Here is a 16,974-nt window from a genome sequence, read left to right on the forward strand (position 1 = left end):
CCATATCGGTAAAATTATATTGCTAATATCAATGATATCATTGGCAAAATCTATTACATTCTATTTTCTATCAATAAAATCAAATTCATTTGATTTTAACAACTCTTTCCTGAGATAGTACAAGGCCGATTCTTGACTTGCCGGGCGGGCGGTTGTAAGTTTGTAACACTAAAAAATACAATTTACAATCACGCAATTAATTATGGCAAATAGACTGTTATCAGTGGGATCTGCATTCCCTGAATTCAAAAAAACTTCGGTAGTATCTCTTGAAAAAGGAAATGAATTCTACGATATTACCTCGGAAGATCACAAAAACGCTGACAAGTGGATGGTGATGTTCTGGTGGCCAAAAGACTTCACTTTTGTTTGCCCAACCGAGATCGCTGAATTTGGAAAGCACGTAGGCGACTTCGCTGATCGCGACACGATCCTGATCGGCGCTTCCACTGACAGCGAGTACGTTCACCTTGCATGGAGAAAAAACCACGACGATCTGCGTGATCTGCAATTCCCTATGCTGGCGGACACTTCCAAGTCTCTTGCAGAAGAACTTGGTATCCTTGAAGAAAACGAGAAAATCGCTTACCGCGTAACTTACATCGTTGATCCACAAGGAATTATTCGCTGGGTAAGTGTTAACGACCTTTCAGTTGGCCGTAACGTTGGCGAGGTGATCCGTGTTTTGGATGCTTTGCAAACTGACGAACTTTGCCCTTGCAACTGGCAAAAAGGCGAGGCTACGCTTGCATAACTGAGGTGTTAAAAGTTTATGAGTTTATGAGTGCTACATAGGGCGACTCTGAACTCATGAACTTTTAACTTATTCCTACTCTTCACTCAAACTTTCCTACATGTACCCATTTGCAGCAACAGGGAATACCAAAGATTCCCTTTATAAGGAGGTAAATCTCCCCGCAGAGTTTGAAAGCGTGCTGATAAGCAAACTAGCTGCGCTGGATCACCGCTATTTGAAAGACTTGAAAGTAAATGTGAGTAATGCATTGAAATCCGGCACATTGAGCCGTAAAGAAGCGCTTCTCATCGCTCTTTCGGTTGCAGTTAATGAAAAGAATAGTGCATTGATATCGGCTTTAGAAGAACTTCTCAAGACCGAAGGAGCTGAGGACAAAGAGATTGCAGAAGTCACGGCCTGCGTTTCTTTGATGAATGCAAATAATGTGTTCTACCGTTTCAGACACTTCATGCACAAGGAGTTTTATGACAATGCACCTGCCGGAATCAAGATGAGCATTATGGTGAATCCGGTTTTGGGCAAAGAGTTTTTTGAATTGCTGAGTCTGGTAGTTTCCGCCCTGAATGGTTGCGAAATGTGTGTAACTTCTCACGAACAATCTGTATTGAACCACGGCGGCACTCAAGCCCGCATATTCGACGCAGTAAGAGTCGGCGCCATCTTCAAAAGCTTCTCAGTCCTCTTATAATCCTTGTTCCGGGACTGAAGTCCCCGGCAATTGATTTTGGAGACTTTCAGTCTCTGCTAGCTCAAATTTGGCTTTGCCAAAATATTATTCTTTGTTCCGGGGACTGAAGTCCCCGGCAATTGATTTTTGGAGACTTTCAATCTCTGCAGCTCAAATCTGGCTTCGCCTAAATATTATTCTTTGTTCCGGGGACTGAAGTCCCCGGCAATTGATTTTGGAGACTTTCAGTCTCTGCTGGCTCAAATTTGGCTTCGCCTAAATATTATAATCTTGTTCCGGGGACTGAAGTCCCCGGCAATTGATTTGGAGACTTTCAGTCTCTGCTAGCTCAAATTTGGCTTCGCCTAAATATTATATTCTTTGTTCCGGGGACTGAAGTCCCCGGCAATTGATTTTTGGAGACTTTCAGTCTCTGCTAGCTCGAATTTGGCTTCGCCTAAATATTAATCTTTGTTCCGGGGACTGAAGTCCCCGGCAATTGATTTTTGGAGACTTTCAGTCTCCCTACATCACGAATTTGGCAAAGCCAAAAAGAAAAATCAATTGCCCCGGGCTTCAGCCCGGGGACCTTTGAGATATTTAGTTATTGATATTGATCAGATATTTTGATCGATTTAGTATTTGATTCATTAATATCTGATCAGTTATTAATCTGATCAATTGATTTCATTCCGAATAGCTGATAATAGCAATATTTCTCCCCCACATATTCGACGGCTCAAAATCGATGGTGAGCTCGCTTACATAATCATCTTCCGAAAAATGCTTTCGCAGTTTAAGCGGCATTTTACCTTCATCTCCATTATAATAAGCTGTCATCACATATCTTCCAAGTGGAACATCGACGATCCGGCCGTAATCCTGACTGAAAGGCGCGCCGTGTTTCAGTTTCAGCGTCTTTCCCTTCGAACCATCGATCAGGTTACCGACCGGTTGCAGTGTGAATTCAATATTCTCCGAATCCTGGATCGCGGTCATGATCGCCTTATTAACTTCGATAGTCGCGCCGTAATGCCCTACTCCTTCGGGGCGCGGGCCGGTTAGTTTAAATTTAAAATTCCTCACACCTCCATCAATACTTAGCTCCTCGTACTTGTCCGGGTCCAGGTCCAGCTCGTACCGCTGACCGTTATACTCCTTTACAATCTGAGCAGAAGTCATAAAAGTACCTACTTTGGGAAGCTGGATCTTGTAATTCCCATTTTCATCCGAAGTACCGAGCGAGTAAGAAGCGTAGATCATCGTGTTATCTGCAACGATCTTGGCGCCTTTCAACGGAGTTCCGTCGGTATTGGTAACTTTCCCGGTGATGTAACCTTCCTCAGGTCGCACTTCGTCGGGGGACGGATTTTTATCGTTTGTGCACGCATTCCCAAGCAAGATCAATCCTGCCAGGTATAAAATCAGTTTGGACTTTTTCATTTGAATGGCAGTGTTACTTGTCTATTTTTTGTAATTCTGTCTTCGTCACATCTTTCCCTGAGGCCTCAATTGATTTCACGATACCGATACCCGGGGCTGTCCACAGGTGCACCGTGTACACAACTGCCGTTTCCTCTGGAGGGAAACGCTCAGAGGTAAGGGTAGTTTTAAGATCGTAGCTATATTCCCATTTGCTGCATTTGAACGTTCCGGCGGGCGTAGTAATGCTTTCTTCTTTAATCACTTCTCCGTCGTGATAGGTAACTACATTCCGGATCCCGGCAGCAACTATCCCATCCTCGGTAGGGATTTCGAGCTGCATATATTGCCGGATTGGGTCTTTACTGAAAGTCACTTTGCTATCTACCGTCCCTTTGTTGTCAAAAATCTGCCGCTGAGGGAAACCAGTCAGTTCGGAGCTTTTGATGGTCGCAAACCCTTTAACAAATTCGATCATTGCATTGAGACCTGCCGAAGTAGAGATTTCGTTCGTCGTCAATCCGCTTTTACTGAAAGCTTTGTATTTCAAAACCAGCGGGCCTTCTTCGTACTGAAAGTTATTTTCTATACTAAACACATCGATCCCAGCTGAATCGTTCACTGCTGTAACGCGCGTTACCAGCCGCGTCTCCGCACCATCGCTATCCACAAGTTTATACGTGAAACGCTGGTCTTTGGCCGGAATAATGGCCGACAGATCGGGCACGTCGTTATGCTCATCCGGAAGCACCGCTTTTTCAGTATCACAAGCGACCAGTAACATCGCTGCGAAAAGGAATAAGTACAAACCTTTGATCTTATATAGGTTTGACAATGAATCAGTTATTTGTTTCATGACATGCGGATTTTAAGCAATAACAAACTTTAACCCTGACTACTATACGCCTGAGATTTGGATTGTCAGCGCGGCTTAAATGCCAGGTGGACGATCAGCATTGAGAAGCCTGCCAGTGACAGGTATCCTCGGATGAGGATGAATTTCAGCCACTCGGACCTTGCATTAGTGTACTCTTTTTCGGTATTCAAAAGGTCACTGTTGATCAGCTCGTTGACCGGCTCACTAAATTTCAGTATCAGCACCATATCGGCGATCAACAGCACAAATGCGATCAGTACAAAGCCATAGGACCAAAACCCCGCAGTTTTATCCGAAAGCAAAAACCATAAAAACATCACCGCGAGCGCCGAGAGATACAGCACTTTGAACTTGCTTCTGACCACCGGATCGACCACTTTACGAAGCTCAATGAAATGTTCCGACGGGATCTGGTAAAGCGCCTTACCGAACCCAAAATGATAGAATGCGCCCTGCGCTGCAATGAAAAAATAGAGCACTATTCCGATGATCCTGATAAAAGGAACCAGCTCAGTTGATTTCATAAAGTTTTGGTATGGATTGGCTGAGCGAGTCTTTTGCAAGTTCCTCGCTCAGTTTTTTGTTAAGGTATCTTCGGGTCGACCGTTTTTTAATATTCAGTTTCCCCTTCTCTGTTTTTTCTGATACGAGATCAATACTCGTCGCATAATAGCGCACAATCGTTACCTCCCTCTCCGGTGATATTTCAGTTACCCAAAATCCTCTTTCTGGTAGCGGCTGACTTGAAGACCTTTCTCTGCTGTTGTCTATTTGCAAACTTGTAATAGCTAAAATCACTGCCAGAAGCATAATCCCTGTGTCTTGCATCGCTGGATCAAGTCTTGATTATGAGTTGATTTAGTCGATAAGGAGGATCAGAAGATCGTCCATTCGGCTATTCCTGCAACAACTTAGCCTCTACATTGTCGGCAAACACATTTGCAGTTTCAATATCTTCATTCACAGTCGCCTGGTAATTCACGTAAATGCCGTAGCCGCCGCTGCCCGCGATCCGGGAATTCCGGATCTCCATCCGCGCACCGCCCCCATAGATTGCGATATTTGTCTTTTTACCCGAAACAAGTGCAATACTTCCTCCGCCGTAAAAATCCACGTGCTCCATCAGGTTCTTTGTGTTTTGCGAATAGCAGATCATTCCCCTCCAATATGCGCGTTCATTTTCGGCTGGCTTAATGATAATCTTGGAATCAGCAGTGCCTTTGGCATTAAAGTAACCATCGTCGATCGACAACCTCGCACCGCGGCCCATTTCCAATATCACGCCGGGCATCAGTTTCCAGTTGGCGTCTGAACCCAGTCCTTCCAGGATCCGGTAGGGAGTTTTGTCTTTAAAACCAGCCCAGATTATTTCGGTATTCAAGTTTTTCGAAAGTGTGGAAGCATAGATCTCGACAATATTCCGCCCATTTGCTTTTGAAAATATGGAGTTGGCATCAAGCTCGGCGACATTGTCCGCATTGAGCCGGATCCCGGCCTCTGTATTTTCGCTGAATGTGTTTTTTTCGAAGCCCGTCAATACGACCCTTTCTTCAATAAACAGTCCGTAACCGTCATTTTTCTGGAACAAGCAGTGCTTAATGCTGATATTGGCCCGCGACGATCCTATTATCGCCATACCTGCTTTTATGGTATTGATCAGCGGCTTACTGCCTGCATGGGAGACCTCGACATATTCCAGTTCATTGGCTCCGTTGGCAGATCTGAAAACAATTCCACCCCAGAATCCCTTGCTGGTTTCTTTACCGATCAGCCTGATCGGTTTGGCCGAATCGCCTTTTGCCAGCAGGACACCTCCCGTATCATTCACTTCTATCCTTGTATCCCGGGCAAAAGCGATTACCACCCCTGGTTTGATCGTCAGCTCAGAATTCACCTGAACGTTTGCATTGACAATGTAATCTGGTATATCCGGATTGGCGACCCGGTCTTCCAGCACTTTTTTGTCCTTGATATTCACTTCGAGAACGATCGGTTCGATCATGGTAGCGGTCACAACCACCTTGTCGGTACTTTGTCCATGCTCGTTACTGATCTTGATTTCAACCTCGTAGTCCCCGGGCAGGTCGGGCGTGAAGGTTGTTTTGCTTTCGGCTGGTTTGGCCAGCGCTACCGTACTTCCTGCCGGCTTTTTTGAAAATGTCCAGCTGTACGTAAACGTTTTGTTTTCCGAATCCGTAGAACCGCTTCCGTCGAGTGTCACTACATCTCCGACTTTCACATTCTGATCGGCGCCTGCGCGGGCGGTGAGGGATGCGGCAGGTTTCACATCTTCCTTGTCTTTACATCCCGCAATCAGCAGTCCCACAGAAAGGACTGCGAGCAGGATTCTTTTACTTTTCAACATGGCTAACTGGCTATTAACTTGAAATTGTTTCAACCATCTTTTAATGGCGCTGCAATTTTAAGTTGAAAAAGCGAGGTAAGAGAAGGCTCGCGGGCGACTGTCGATCAACAACTTCGTTTGTCGACGAATGGCGTTTGTAAGGGGGAAGGGAGGAAAGGGAGGAAGGAAAATCAATTGCCCTGGGCTTCAGCCCTGGGATGAAGAAGAAAAAAATCAATTGCCCTGGGCCTCAGCCCGGGGATGAAGAAGAAAAAAAATCAATTGCCCTGGGCTTCAGCCCGGGGATAAAGAAAAAGAAAATCAATTGCCCTAGGCTTCAGCCCGGGGATGAAGAAGAAGGAAAATCAATTGCCCTGGGCTTCAGCCCGGGGATAAATAGATATAGATCAATAATAGATCTAGATAAATAGATCTAGATAAATAGATCTAGATAAATAGATCTAGATAAATAGATATAGACAAATAGATAATAATTAGAAAATTAATTTGAAGCGGCGCTGGCAGTCATTTCTGAAATTGCGGCCGATGGGGAGTTCTTTGCCTTCGATCTCGATCTTGTGGGAATGATAGCTTTCTACTTTTTCCACCGAAACAATGAATGAACGGTGAATGCGGATGAAGCTATCCTCGGGAAGCAGCTCTTCCAGCAAACTGATCTTTTGCTTGGAGATCAGCACCTTATCTTTTAAAACAACCTTAATATAATCGCGCAGACTTTCGATCCAGTAAATGTCGTTCACATTCACCTTCACCATTTTCCGGTCGACTTTCAGGTAGAGGTAAATATCCTTATTGCTGACGAGGTTTTTCTCCGCAACCGACACAGATTGGTTACTCATATTCAAGCCCGTAAAAACCTTATCGATCGCGCGCAGGAATCGCTCGAACGGAATAGGTTTCAGCAGGTAATCGACCGCATTCAGGTCAAAACCTTCCACTGCGTAATCCTGGTAGGCGGTGGTAAAAATGACTTTGGGTGGATTTTTCAGACTTCTCAGCAAATCGGTACCTTTCAGCCCCGGCATTTTTACATCCAGAAACATCAGATCCACCTTCTGCTGCTGCAAAACCTGGAAAGCCTGAATAGCATCCTGGCAGCGTGCAACAATCTCTATTTCATTGAAATTAGCCAGATAATTATCCAGCACTTCAATCGCATGCGGCTCATCGTCTACCAGGATCGTGGTTATCTTCATGGCGGTTCAGAGTTCAAGACGCTTGTCGAGTTCAATTTCGAGGATGACGGCGAATACATCTTCCTCTTCCAGGATACGCAGCTGATAAGCAGATGGATACAAAATATCCATTCGTTTCCTCACGTTGGCCAGACCGATGCTCACGTGGTGTTTTTTGTCTTCCTTAATGGTATCCTCCGGTTTGCTGTTCGAGATTTTAAATTTAAGGATATTGTTTTTAATCCGCAGGTCGATATTAATCCACGCCTGCCCTATCTGCTCACTTGCTCCGTGCTTGAATGCGTTTTCGACCAGCGGAAGTATCAATAAAGGTGCTATTTTCTGTCCGGGCACAAGTCCGTTGATGCTGAAATTAATGTCCAGGCGCTCCTCATACCTGATCTTTTCAAGCTTGATATAACTCTCCACGATGCGAATATCCCTTTCCAGTTCTACCACATCGGTATTTGCCTCGTACAACATATAACGCAATATCTCCGCGAGCCCCATCACCACAGCAGGCGATTGAGGGGATTGGGTAAGTGTCAGTGCGTAAAGATTATTGAGGGTATTAAAAAGAAAATGGGGGTGCAACTGCCCTTTGAGAAAGTTAAGCTCTGCTTCAATAGCAGCCTGCCTTCTTTCGAACCACATCTTGAAAAATTTAATGGATAATGCGATCCAGACGAAAATATTGGTCTGCTCAAATGCGCTGATGAGATATACCGGCTTGAAAAGCTGCTCGGTAAACGTGCCGTGCAATTTGATCCAGTCGAAAGTCGGGTCATTCTTTTTCACTACCGCGAATATGATCGGGTCGGCGACGAGAATTTCCATGAGCCGGAAAAGGAGCGTCGAAACGATGACGCACAAAATCATACACAAACTGAAAGCGAGGTATTTCTTTCGGTTAAAAAATCGGGGGATCAGTACGTAGGCAATGCAGTAAAAATATAGGATGTGAATAGGCAGAAACATCCCCACGATACCTATCGTCAACCAGTAATCCGGCATTCCCGCCCCGTAAATAAATGTCAGGACTACTAGTATAGCCAGCCAGAACATTACGTGCAAAAAAATTCTTTTATTGACCGGATCAGAAAGTATCGGGACGTTTGGGCGCATGTACAAATATAATTAATTCATAATCCAAACATTTTGGCAAAAACGAGGGTCGACATACGCCGGGAAATTATCGACAAACGGCAGCGATTTAAGTCATTTACCCCAAGGCAGACAAAATATCTTTCTGACCTGCCCAACGCGGCTGATATTTCCACGATGCACAACTATAAGAGCTTCAAACAGATAAAAAATCCAAATTCCGACTCAAAACGACAATTATCATCTACCAAAGTTCATTCCGGTGGTATTTATATTTAATTTTGTGGCTTCCAATAGATTTTCAATTAACATAACCAGATAATGGCAACGTCAACAGAAACGTACATTCCTTACAAGGTGAAAGACATCTCACTGGCTGAGTGGGGACGCAAAGAAATTACATTGGCAGAAGCTGAAATGCCAGGTTTGATGTCGATCCGCGCAGAATACGGTCCGTCACAACCATTGGCAGGTGCCCGCGTGGCAGGCTGTCTGCACATGACGATCCAGACTGCGGTTCTGATCGAAACTTTGACGGCTTTGGGTGCAGAAGTTACCTGGTCTTCATGTAACATCTTCTCTACGCAGGATCACGCAGCGGCGGCTATCGCAGCAGCAGGTATCCCGGTTTACGCGTGGAAAGGAATGAACGAAGAAGAATTCAACTGGTGCATTGAGCAAACGTTGTTCTTCGGAGAAGATCGTAAGCCTTTGAATATGATCCTTGATGACGGCGGTGACCTTACCAATATGGTTTTCGACGAATATCCTGAGCTGATCGCTGGTATCAAAGGACTTTCAGAAGAAACTACAACAGGTGTACTTCGTTTGTACGACCGCCTGAAAAACGGAACGCTTCATTTGCCTGCAATTAATGTAAATGACTCAGTTACGAAATCTAAATTCGATAACAAATACGGTTGCCGCGAATCATTGGTAGATTCAATCCGTCGCGCAACTGACTTGATGCTTGCCGGTAAAGTAGCTGTTGTAGCTGGTTACGGTGATGTAGGTAAAGGTTCTGCGGAGTCACTTCGTGGTGCAGGCTGCCGTGTATTGGTTACTGAAATTGACCCGATTTGTGCGCTTCAAGCTGCAATGGACGGTTTTGAAGTAGTAACAATGGACGAAGCTGCAACGCGTGCGAACATTTTCGTTACTGCAACCGGAAACTACAAGATCATCACAGATCGTCACTTCCTTGCAATGCGTGACAAAGCCGTAGTTTGTAACATCGGTCACTTCGATAACGAAATCGATATGGCTTGGTTGAACAGCTCTTACGGTAATACAAAATCTCAGATCAAACCACAGGTTGATATCTATTCTGTTGAAGGAAAAGACATTATCATCCTTGCGGAAGGTCGTTTGGTTAACCTTGGATGCGCAATGGGACACCCTTCATTTGTAATGTCCTGCTCATTCTCTAACCAGACTTTGGCTCAGATCGAACTTTGGACCAACACAGCTGCTTACGAGAAAAAAGTATACGTACTTCCAAAAGCACTGGACGAAAAAGTTGCTGCATTCCACCTTGCCCACGTAGGCGCGAAGTTGGAAAGACTTTCAGACGAACAAGCTGCCTACATCGGCGTTTCCCTGGAAGGCCCATACAAAGCAGAGACTTACAGATATTAATATTAGTTAAGGTTCAGTTTAAAGCCCTCGCTGCATTTGTAGCGGGGGCTTTTGTTTTGTGTTATTTAATATCACCAAAGTAATCAATATACCGGCTAATTATTGTAATGATCCACTTACTAATTGCTTCCCCCTAAATAATAAAGATTAGGGATATTCCCTGGTAAATGCTTCTATAAACCATTTAGATAGCCTACCATGAAACACCCTATCCTTCTCATTCCATTCTTGTTGTTTTGCCTTCAATTCGCTTCTGCTCAAAATAGCAAACAAAGAGACATAGAAGCATTTATTAGTCAGACAGGCGCCATTGCGACAACAGACAAAGCCACCAACTCCCTCAACTATCTAAGGTTTCCAATTGGAAAGGCGCTGAATCTCGAAGGCGCTACGCCTGAACAAAAGGCTTTGTTTTTCCTTACGAAGTATTCGACTTTATTTGAGATAAACCCTGTTGAGGGTTCCTATAAGGTCAAAGAGTCTAAAAGAGATAATTATGGACTCGACCATGTTGTATTGCAGCAATTCCATGACCGGGTACCCGTTTATGATGGTGTTTTGAAATTCCATTTTGATAAAAATGGCGATTTAACGTCCCTGAATGGCAATTTCATCATTGCTGACAGATTAGATGTAACCCCATCCATATCAGCGGAGGAAGCCAGGCAGACTGCTGTCAAGCTGGTCACCGGACAGAAAATGGGCAAGTTTACTGCACCGTTGAAGATTAATAAAACTACACTATTTGTATTTCAGAAAGGTTTAGCGCAAGGTTATAAGGGGCCTCTAAGTCTGGTTTATGAAGTTGAAGTGCGTAATGATGCGGATGTGAGAGAATTTCTTTTCATAGATGCGCACACAAAGAAATTGGTTGAGCAGTTCACTGGAATGCACAGCATTGACAGGAAGCTTTATGAAATCTCTGTTTCGGATCCTAATTTGAAATGGAAAGAAACAGATGGAATTGGTGGCGCGAAATACAATGCATTGGATCAATGGCAAAAATCAGAGATTGATGTGGCAGGGCACATTTATAATTTGATGAAGAATTCGTTTGGCTATAATTCTTACAACGGCGCCGGTGCATCGATGGTCACTGTTCACAACAATCCGACTATTAATTGTCCAAATGCTAATTGGAATGGTGTAACGGCTAATTTCTGCACAGATGTTGCTGCTGACGATGTGGTAGCTCATGAATGGGCACATGCTTATACAGAGTATACGAGCGGACTGATATATGCCTGGCAAGCAGGAGCCATTAATGAAGCGTATTCAGACATCTGGGGAGAAACAGTTGATCAACTGAATACCTACTTTGATAACGCCGAAAGTAATTTGCTGCGGAACGCTTGTGCAAGCTCACAAAAATGGCAAATTGGTGAGCAGGCTAATGCATTTGGTGGAGTAATACGAGATATGTGGGATCCTACTTGTAGTGGTGATCCTGGTAAAGTTTCGGATTCTCAATTTTGGTGTAGTGATGAGGATGCAGGCGGAGTACATGTCAATTCCGGAATATTGAATCACGCTTACGCATTATTGGTTGATGGGGGTGTTTACAATGGACAGATTATTCAGGGTCTTGGCTTGACCAAAGCAGCTCATATTTTCTGGCATGCCCAGGAAAGCTACCTGATTGCGACAACAAATTTTGCAGCGCAGGCAGATATCTTAGAAGCCTCTGCAACTGAACTGATCGATATTGATCTACCTAAACTTTCAACAGAGCTTGCTAGCGGTGGTCTTTCAGGTATCAAAATTACTGCAACAGATCTAGTGGAATTGTCTAATGTAATTGCTGCCGTGGAAATGCGAGCTCAAAATGGATGCGGCTTCGAAACATTATTTAAACAAGTGGACGAGCTTTGCAGCGGTGCCCTACCTGAAAATGCCTTCTTCTACGAAGGATTTGAAAATGGGATCGGGGCATGGACACTCAGCACTGCCAGTGCATATGGAGGTTGGACCTCAAATCTTTGGAAGATAACAAATACCCCCCCCGACGGGAAAAATGGTAAAGTTATTTTTTTGAGGAATATTAACAGTAATTGCAAGAATAATTTCCAAAGAGGGGCAACCAGAATTACTAGTCCCGAGATCGATATCCCGGCAGAAGCTGTTGGTCCATTTCTACTTGCATTTGATCACTACGTATCCCTCGAGCCGGGTTGGGACGGAGGAATTGTTAGTTACAAAATTGGCGCAGGGGCATGGCAAACTATCCCAAAGTCGGCGTTCATTGATAACGGATACAATATGTCGCTGTGGATTACAGGACAGGAAGTATTTTCTTATGGGAACGAGGGGTCTGTAACCTCAGATTGGGGCCAAAGCAGGATCAATCTGAGTACTCTTGGACTAACTGCCGGCCAATCCATTCAACTTCAATGGGAGGTACATACTGACGGGTGCGATGGCTGGGATGGATGGTTTGTCGACGATATTCGCGTTTATTCCTGTACAATTCCATCTGTTCAATTTGCAGAAACCAGCTCATACGTCAATGAAGGAGAAGCCAATATTTCTAACTCCGAACTTAATACGTGTTTACCTTTCTTTGAAAAGGCAATTACTGTCAGAGTCAACAAAGCCCCCTCACAGCCCGTAACCGTAACATTTAATGCCCCGAGTGGAACCGCAATTAAAGGGGTCACAGCAGATTACAGTGTCACACCCGATTCGTTCGTATTACAGGCCGGCGAATTATCAAAAGATGTCCTTGTGAGAATTTATAATGACGCTTATGTTGAGGGAAATGAATCAATCATTCTAAGTTATACCATATCTAGTCCAGAAGGCGGCAATGCTATACCGGAAAGCTTTAACCAACAGCATATCTTGACAATTGCAGATGATGATATAGTACCAGGAACTATACAAAGCATCATAATTTCCGAAAATTTTGATAGTCATTTGCTTCCCGCCGGATGGAAGGCTTCGGGATGTTGTAATGGATACCCGGAAATATGGGGTATAGTTGACTGGGGGCCTCAGTATTCAATATATCCTGCTGGCCCTCCGATGCTTGCTGTGTCTAGTACGGACTGGAATATCGTTACGGATCGGAATGTAGAAACGGCTGCCTTCAACTCAATTGAAATGACATCGATAACTCTTTCTTTTTCGCAATACCTGGAAATCTCTCCCAACGACTTTCTTGAACAGGCACTTGTAGAGGTTTGGGACGGAGCATCCTGGCATAATCTTCTCACACAAGACCAAGCTTCCGGAACATTAGGATATTGGAAATTGCCATCCAACATCAATATATCTATTCCAATCGCATATGCTAATCCCGCAATGAAAATACGATTTAGATATATTGCCAACTTCGACTACTGGTGGATGATCGACAATGTTCAAGTAACGGCGACTTATAAACCAGGCATCCAAAGCTCAGTATCTACAATCCCCGACTCCCAATACCTCGGCCCAAACTCAACCATCTACTTTCGCGACCCGCAATCCGGCGACGTTATAGCCAAAGTCAAAAACCTCACCACCCACGATTACGGCTGTACTTCGGTAGAAGTCGATCGGGCGGGAGTAGACAAAACAGCCTGGGTTGGCGGGTACAATATAACCAACAAGACTTTCAAAGTCACCCCGACCAACAATGATCCGAGCGGAAATTATGAGATTACCCTCTACTACAAAGCCTCGGAATTGGTCACTTTCAATGGCAATAAAATAAAGTCGATGGGCAAGAGCGAAGGCAGCGTAGCAGAGGCAACTTTGACGAACAGTACCTCCGCGGCTGTAAGCCTAACTATGATAAACTCCGACTTTGCGTACACAGCAAGTTTTAAAGGCGGTTTTAGTGGATTTGGCCTTACGGACGCCCCCGCAGGTGGAGCTTTGCCGGTAACTTTATCAAAATTCGAGGGAAATAATACTGATGAGGGGAATGTTCTTTTTTGGGAAACATCCTCAGAAGTTAATAATGATTACTTTATAATTGAACGATCAACTGACGGGAAGGGATTTAATGAAATATCAAAGGTGGAAGGTATTGGAAGTTCAAGAATTACAAATAAATATTCCTTCACAGATCGCAGCTTTACAAAGGAACTGAATTATTATCGATTGAAGCAGGTAGACAAGGATAATACATTTGCTTACAGCCGAATAATTGCGATTAAGTCCTCTGAAATAAACGGCGTCAAATTCTTTCCAAATCCCGTACAGACAACTTTATCTCTCGAAATCCCTGAAGATACCGAAGTATGTCACTTGACCGTGGTGAATTCAGCTGGCCAAATTGTCATAGACGATAAAGAAGTTAAATCACAGAACGGAAAAATAATTGCGAATGTGTCAAACTTGCCGACAGGGATCTATCAAGTTATAGTTTTAACCCAAGCGTGCAAATACAGTTTATCTATAATTAAAGCTCCATAACATCTTTGAGCTCTGTTTCCCGTATTTTTTTATCAAACCATATGTGTATTAAAACAGCAGCGGCCAGGAAAACTCCCGGCCGCTGTTGCCTTTTGAACAAGAAAACTCTTACAGCCGCGCCAGCAACTCCTGCTTCTTCGCCTTAAATTCCTCTTCCGTGATCTGCCCTCTTTCAAACAATACGTTGATCCTTTCGATCGTGGCAATGATAATATCTTGCGGGCTGGCTGCCGATTGGTCCGATCGTAAATCGGCCGTGGACGTAACGTCGTAAGCGATTTCCGGCGTTGGTTGCGAAGGTTTATCCTGCAATGAACTGCCAGGTGAGGATTCGTCCCCGCGATCTGAAATGACAGGCAAGCTGGACAAGTCGACGGGACCGTCCTGGCTTGTGAATCTGTGCGAGTTGCCCGGACCCTGTTGCTGGGATACGCCCGTGATCAGATGATGCTTGGTATCGTAAATCGTCCTTTTGCCATTCTCGTCGATCACCAGTCTGTGTACCGGCGAAAAATAGGCGTACCGGAAGTTGTTTTGCGAGCCGCTTGAAGTTGGGTTCCCAAAAACCGACGGCCAGGTATTACTTCCCTGCGATTGGTAACCGTCGCGCTGCCCATGCGATCCGTTGGACAGATCAGCTGATTCTTCGAACAAAACCTTGGAAGTGACCAGATTAGAAACCTCGTTGCAGACCTTGTCGACAGTAGTGCGCAGCGAAGTGTTGAACATATCCCCTACCATCGTCATGCCGCCGCGCATCCATTGTCCCTGTCCGCCGAGCTCGGCAATATCGAATTGCGCCATTGCCCCGCCGCCATTGATAACTGCTTTCAGCAGGCTTTCCACAGACTCCGTTCTTAAATTATATTTTTCAGCAATTTCTGAAATGTGTTGCTGTCCTTCTTTGGTTAACGCTTTCATAGTTAGTCATTTCTTTTATCGATAACCACAAAAACAGTGCCATTGAGCGGTTTATTTGGTGGCTTTCAGTTCTATCCAGCGATTTTGCAGTTCCGACTGGTCGCGAATATCGGTTTGCTCCCGCGCCAGTGCCATTGCATTTCGCATCCGCTCGTCGGTGAGCGGGTGTGTGCTGAGCAAGCGGTTGGTTTCTTCCTGCCCGCCGGTTTGCAGCACCTTAAACAGATCGACCAATCCTTTCATACCAATACCCTGTGCCTTGAAAATTTTACCGGCATTCATATCAGCTTCGGTTTCCAATGCGCGGGAGTAAGTAAGGTTAAGCAGCATATTCGAATTTTCGGCTACCATCGCAACGATCGCCGAAACGTCGCTGAATAGTAGCGATATGAACAAATAGCCACCCATACTGCGAAATATGCTTTTCAGCGAATGCTGATAGTGGACGTGAGAAACTTCGTGAGCGAGCAGTGCAGCCAGTTCCTCTTTTGTTTTCATCTTTTTAATAATCTCATCAAAAACAACAATATGCCCTCCCGGAAGCGCAAATGCATTTATTTCTTTCTTGTTAACTACCGAGATCCGGATCGGGTAAGTAGTTTGAAAATCTATCGCTTTGGCAAAATGATTTACCTTTTGGGAAAGCAGCTCATTCTTTTTATACCCTGAAATGACATTTTGATATAACGTTTCACCCAGCTTGATTTCCATCGACCGAGGAATACGTGCAGCAATTTTCTCCGCTGCAAAAGGCAGGATGATGAAGTATATTCCGACCAGTAATCCGATTAGCAGAACAAAAAATCCGACAAGTGTCAGCGGACTTTTCAAGATCGTATTGGAGACCTTTTTCTTGAAAAAGGTGGTTCCCGGATATTTCTCCCTGAGAATCTGAGGAAGCTTTTCCTCCTTGCATTCAACCGTTTGTTCGGAAAAATCGTGGTACCTGAAAATACACAGATTGGTAAAACCCTGCTCAGTAACAATGCGATTTATCTCCCATCGAACTGTCCGCGACTCTCCGTTCGGCCCGGTAAACCGGATCAGCCAGTGGTCGGGCATCAATGTGAGTGTTGCATCGTTTACAATCGCACTTTTTCCATCGTGGTACCGGACATTGAAATTTTGCATAGTTGTGTCGATTCGTCGCTGTGCCAGTCTAATATCGAGTATATCGGCAAAAAACCCAGAATTAAGTCCGCTTAATTTTCCCGGTTCAACAAATCAGGCACAATTGTTTTAAAAACCTCTTCGTCAAGTTACACTTCAACAACAAGATCATGGATATTTATCAAATGGCAGCTAACTATTGGGACGCTCCGAACAACGGGGGCGGTGACCCTGCGGGCCTGCCAGAGACCCCGCCTTTTGACCCGAGGCCCGAGGTACCATCTCCCGACGTTCCGGAAGAAACCCCGCCTTTCGAGAGAGAGCCAGAAACGCCGCCTATCGAACCAAATCCTGGAATTCCGCCGGTCGAGCCGGGGATACCAGAAGTGGAGCCAATCAGAGAGCCAGGCGGCGAACCAGATATTCCAGCATTCAACTGACCTTCCAACGAAGGTCATTTTTTTGGCCATATCTCTCACGGAACTCCCGAACCTTCATTTACCGTTCCCTAAAAACCTTCTACATAAGAGAGAA

At 44.7% G+C, this 16,974-nt stretch carries 15 protein-coding genes; 6 read left to right on the forward strand and 9 right to left on the reverse strand.

The window, feature by feature from the left end; translation table 11 throughout:
• Positions 1–202 precede the first annotated feature (202 nt).
• Together KOD92_RS13290 and KOD92_RS13295 are read left to right on the forward strand one after the other, a co-directional pair.
• Positions 203–754: a peroxiredoxin gene (locus KOD92_RS13290; RefSeq protein WP_215234055.1), complete on the forward strand. Its 552-nt coding sequence runs from the start codon at positions 203–205 to the stop codon at positions 752–754.
• A 100-nt stretch (positions 755–854) separates the two neighbouring features.
• Positions 855–1,445 carry a carboxymuconolactone decarboxylase family protein gene (locus KOD92_RS13295; RefSeq protein ID WP_215234056.1) on the forward strand — a complete coding sequence of 197 codons (591 nt, stop codon included), beginning with the start codon at positions 855–857 and terminating at the stop codon, positions 1,443–1,445.
• A 666-nt stretch (positions 1,446–2,111) separates the two neighbouring features.
• Here KOD92_RS13295 and KOD92_RS13300 read toward each other — a convergent pair.
• The 5 genes from KOD92_RS13300 to KOD92_RS13320 form a co-directional block, all read right to left on the reverse strand.
• The gene (locus tag KOD92_RS13300) at positions 2,112–2,867 is read right to left on the reverse strand and encodes a carboxypeptidase-like regulatory domain-containing protein (RefSeq protein WP_215234057.1); all 756 of its coding nucleotides are present in this window, start codon (positions 2,865–2,867) and stop codon (positions 2,112–2,114) included.
• A 13-nt stretch (positions 2,868–2,880) separates the two neighbouring features.
• On the reverse strand, positions 2,881–3,702 hold the full coding sequence (locus tag KOD92_RS13305) for a TapB family protein (protein WP_215234058.1): 822 nt from the start codon (positions 3,700–3,702) through the stop codon (positions 2,881–2,883).
• Between the two features lie 65 nt (positions 3,703–3,767).
• Positions 3,768–4,247, reverse strand: a complete 480-nt coding sequence (locus KOD92_RS13310) for a hypothetical protein (RefSeq protein WP_215234059.1) — start codon at positions 4,245–4,247, stop codon at positions 3,768–3,770.
• A complete protein-coding gene (locus KOD92_RS13315; RefSeq protein WP_215234060.1) occupies positions 4,234–4,551 on the reverse strand; it encodes a hypothetical protein in 318 nt (105 codons plus the stop codon). Before KOD92_RS13315 ends, KOD92_RS13310 begins: the two co-directional genes overlap by 14 nt.
• Positions 4,552–4,618: 67 nt before the next feature.
• On the reverse strand, positions 4,619–6,088 hold the full coding sequence (locus tag KOD92_RS13320) for a PKD domain-containing protein (RefSeq protein ID WP_215234061.1): 1,470 nt from the start codon (positions 6,086–6,088) through the stop codon (positions 4,619–4,621).
• 197 nt (positions 6,089–6,285) lie between these two features.
• Here KOD92_RS13320 and KOD92_RS13325 point away from each other — a divergent pair, with 197 nt between their 5' ends.
• On the forward strand, positions 6,286–6,498 hold the full coding sequence (locus KOD92_RS13325; RefSeq protein ID WP_215234062.1) for a hypothetical protein: 213 nt from the start codon (positions 6,286–6,288) through the stop codon (positions 6,496–6,498).
• A 63-nt stretch (positions 6,499–6,561) separates the two neighbouring features.
• Here the strand turns inward: KOD92_RS13325 and KOD92_RS13330 are convergent, their stop codons facing one another.
• Positions 6,562–7,284 (reverse strand): LytR/AlgR family response regulator transcription factor, encoded by a 723-nt coding sequence (locus KOD92_RS13330; protein ID WP_215234063.1) that lies wholly within the window; start codon positions 7,282–7,284, stop codon positions 6,562–6,564.
• 6 nt (positions 7,285–7,290) lie between these two features.
• Entirely contained in the window at positions 7,291–8,388 is a 1,098-nt protein-coding gene (locus KOD92_RS13335; RefSeq protein ID WP_215234064.1) for a sensor histidine kinase, read from the reverse strand.
• Between the two features lie 300 nt (positions 8,389–8,688).
• On the opposite strand from KOD92_RS13335, the gene ahcY reads away from it, so the two are divergent.
• Positions 8,689–10,005, forward strand: a complete 1,317-nt coding sequence (gene ahcY, locus KOD92_RS13340; protein WP_215234065.1) for an adenosylhomocysteinase — start codon at positions 8,689–8,691, stop codon at positions 10,003–10,005.
• A gap of 198 nt (positions 10,006–10,203) precedes the next feature.
• Positions 10,204–14,409, forward strand: a complete 4,206-nt coding sequence (locus KOD92_RS13345; RefSeq protein ID WP_215234066.1) for a M4 family metallopeptidase — start codon at positions 10,204–10,206, stop codon at positions 14,407–14,409.
• A 108-nt stretch (positions 14,410–14,517) separates the two neighbouring features.
• On the opposite strand, the gene KOD92_RS13350 is transcribed toward KOD92_RS13345, so the two are convergent.
• On the reverse strand, positions 14,518–15,330 hold the full coding sequence (locus KOD92_RS13350) for an SHOCT domain-containing protein (RefSeq protein ID WP_215234067.1): 813 nt from the start codon (positions 15,328–15,330) through the stop codon (positions 14,518–14,520).
• A gap of 51 nt (positions 15,331–15,381) precedes the next feature.
• A complete protein-coding gene (locus KOD92_RS13355; RefSeq protein WP_215234068.1) occupies positions 15,382–16,461 on the reverse strand; it encodes a M48 family metallopeptidase in 1,080 nt (359 codons plus the stop codon).
• Between the two features lie 149 nt (positions 16,462–16,610).
• Here KOD92_RS13355 and KOD92_RS13360 point away from each other — a divergent pair, with 149 nt between their 5' ends.
• The gene (locus tag KOD92_RS13360) at positions 16,611–16,880 is read left to right on the forward strand and encodes a filamentous hemagglutinin (protein ID WP_215234069.1); all 270 of its coding nucleotides are present in this window, start codon (positions 16,611–16,613) and stop codon (positions 16,878–16,880) included.
• The last annotated feature ends 94 nt before the right edge of the window (positions 16,881–16,974 follow it).

Origin of the sequence: Dyadobacter linearis (assembly GCF_907165045.1) — a bacterium.
In the GTDB taxonomy this organism is placed as follows: Bacteria; Bacteroidota; Bacteroidia; order Cytophagales; family Spirosomataceae; genus Dyadobacter; species Dyadobacter linearis.

Coding starts and splice junctions, on each gene's coding strand:
- KOD92_RS13290 (WP_215234055.1), top strand. CDS start 203: ATGGCAAATAGACTGTTATCAGTGGGATCTGCATTCCCTGAATTCAAA.
- KOD92_RS13295 (WP_215234056.1), top strand. CDS start 855: ATGTACCCATTTGCAGCAACAGGGAATACCAAAGATTCCCTTTATAAG.
- KOD92_RS13300 (WP_215234057.1), bottom strand. CDS start 2,867: ATGAAAAAGTCCAAACTGATTTTATACCTGGCAGGATTGATCTTGCTT.
- KOD92_RS13305 (WP_215234058.1), bottom strand. CDS start 3,702: ATGAAACAAATAACTGATTCATTGTCAAACCTATATAAGATCAAAGGT.
- KOD92_RS13310 (WP_215234059.1), bottom strand. CDS start 4,247: ATGAAATCAACTGAGCTGGTTCCTTTTATCAGGATCATCGGAATAGTG.
- KOD92_RS13315 (WP_215234060.1), bottom strand. CDS start 4,551: ATGCAAGACACAGGGATTATGCTTCTGGCAGTGATTTTAGCTATTACA.
- KOD92_RS13320 (WP_215234061.1), bottom strand. CDS start 6,088: ATGTTGAAAAGTAAAAGAATCCTGCTCGCAGTCCTTTCTGTGGGACTG.
- KOD92_RS13325 (WP_215234062.1), top strand. CDS start 6,286: ATGAAGAAGAAAAAAATCAATTGCCCTGGGCCTCAGCCCGGGGATGAA.
- KOD92_RS13330 (WP_215234063.1), bottom strand. CDS start 7,284: ATGAAGATAACCACGATCCTGGTAGACGATGAGCCGCATGCGATTGAA.
- KOD92_RS13335 (WP_215234064.1), bottom strand. CDS start 8,388: ATGCGCCCAAACGTCCCGATACTTTCTGATCCGGTCAATAAAAGAATT.
- ahcY (WP_215234065.1), top strand. CDS start 8,689: ATGGCAACGTCAACAGAAACGTACATTCCTTACAAGGTGAAAGACATC.
- KOD92_RS13345 (WP_215234066.1), top strand. CDS start 10,204: ATGAAACACCCTATCCTTCTCATTCCATTCTTGTTGTTTTGCCTTCAA.
- KOD92_RS13350 (WP_215234067.1), bottom strand. CDS start 15,330: ATGAAAGCGTTAACCAAAGAAGGACAGCAACACATTTCAGAAATTGCT.
- KOD92_RS13355 (WP_215234068.1), bottom strand. CDS start 16,461: ATGCAAAATTTCAATGTCCGGTACCACGATGGAAAAAGTGCGATTGTA.
- KOD92_RS13360 (WP_215234069.1), top strand. CDS start 16,611: ATGGATATTTATCAAATGGCAGCTAACTATTGGGACGCTCCGAACAAC.